The sequence below is a fragment of the Microbacterium sp. Bi128 genome (genome assembly GCF_918698205.1).
Genome location: NZ_CAKKMM010001173.1, coordinates 1 through 1616 on the forward strand (window position 1 = coordinate 1; position 1616 = coordinate 1616).

1 protein-coding gene is annotated in these 1616 nt (G+C 64.1%); it reads left to right on the forward strand.

What is annotated here, in order from left to right; all coding sequences use genetic code 11:
• Positions 1 to 1345, forward strand: a 1345-nt coding sequence (locus LQV45_RS30950; RefSeq protein WP_290370371.1) for a GMC family oxidoreductase, incomplete at its 5' end; no start/stop codon positions are given.
• Positions 1346 to 1616 lie beyond the last annotated feature (271 nt).

A 1616-nucleotide genomic window follows, 5' to 3' on the forward strand; every position in this document is an offset into this window, starting at 1 on the left:
GGCCGGGGACTATGGATGTGAGGGCTGGTCCGCTGCCGAGGTGTCCAAGTATTTCATTCGCTCGGAGTCAAACACCAGGCTCTCAGGACCCCACCATGGAACCACAGGGCCGCTCGGCGTCTCTGACCTCCGGCGTCCGCACACGCTCTCGGCGGCATTCGTGCAGGCGGGCCAGGAGTTCGGGCTGCCCTACAACAGCGATTTTAATGGGGCGAAGCAGCTCGGCGTTGGCTTCTACCAGACCACCACCAGGAATGGGCGCCGGTGCAGCGCAGCCGTCGCCTATCTGAAACCCGCGCGCAGGCGGCCCAATCTCACTGTCCGCGTCAACGTGACCGTCTCCAAGGTCGTCATCAAGAATGGCCGCGCCGTCGGCATCCAGGCGATTGAAGGCGGAGTCGCGCGAACCTACGGTGCCCGGCGCGAGGTGCTGATCGCCAGCGGCGCGTTTGGCTCGCCCAAGTTGCTGCAGCTTTCAGGCATCGGCGACCCGGCAGACCTTGCTGCCGCCGGCATCGACGTGATCCACGCCCTGCCCGGGGTCGGGAAGAACCTGCAGGACCACCTTGACCTGGACATCATTTACGAACTCACCGATGACCACAGCCTGGACCGGTTCAATCGGGTGCGCCCGGCGACAATGCTGGCGGGCCTCGAGTATTTGGCTTTCCGCTCGGGACCGTTCGCGTCCAACCTCGTCGAGGCGGGTGGCTTCAGCTACGCCAACACAGATGAGAAGACCCCGGACCTGCAGTTCCACTTCCTGCCCGCGGCGAGGTCGGAGCCGGGCATTGCGTCGCTGCGGCCCGGATTCGGGGCGACGCTCAACTCGTACTTCCTGCGCCCCCGCAGCCGGGGGACAGTTCGCGTCGCGTCCTCGGATCCCACAATGACACCGCTCATCGATCCGAATTTCCTGGCGGATGACTACGATCTGGAGATGACGATCGCCGGGGTGCAGCAGAGCCGGCAGATCATGGAGCAGTCATCGATGGCGGCGTTCATCCAGAAGGAGCACATCGGCGACGGTTCCCGGGTGTCAACCCGCGACGAGTACGTGAATTTCGTCCGCTCCTACGGACGGACCTCGTACCACCCTGTCGGCACTTGCGCCATGGGTACCACCGACGATTCCGTTGTCTCCCCGCGGCTGAAGGTCCACGGGCTGGAGGGATTGCGGGTCGTTGACTCCTCGATCATGCCCCGGCTGGTCAGTGCCAACACCCAGGCACCCACCATCATGATCGCGGAAAAGGCCGTCGACATGATCCTTGAGGACGCATCGGGGCTGACGCCCGGAGCGGATGGTTTTGCCGACTTCGACGTTGCCCCGGACAGTGTGTGAGTCAATTCACGCGCAACAGGCACCCCACCCTGGCTGGCCGCCCGTAGAATTGATGGTGAACGTAGAAGTTCTGCCGCCGGGTCTGCGTTCGCAGCCGGCGGTTTTTCTTTGCGCTCGATGAGGCGCCCGGGGTGGACCGAATCCCCGCCGGTGCCCGGTACCGGACACCCTCCGGCGGCCGACTTCCCCCTACGAGGACGTAGGGGGTGGATTCTAGGAAGGTAGTTCTGTGAGCCAGACGTCAGATTCTTGTCTTGATACGTGGATGGGC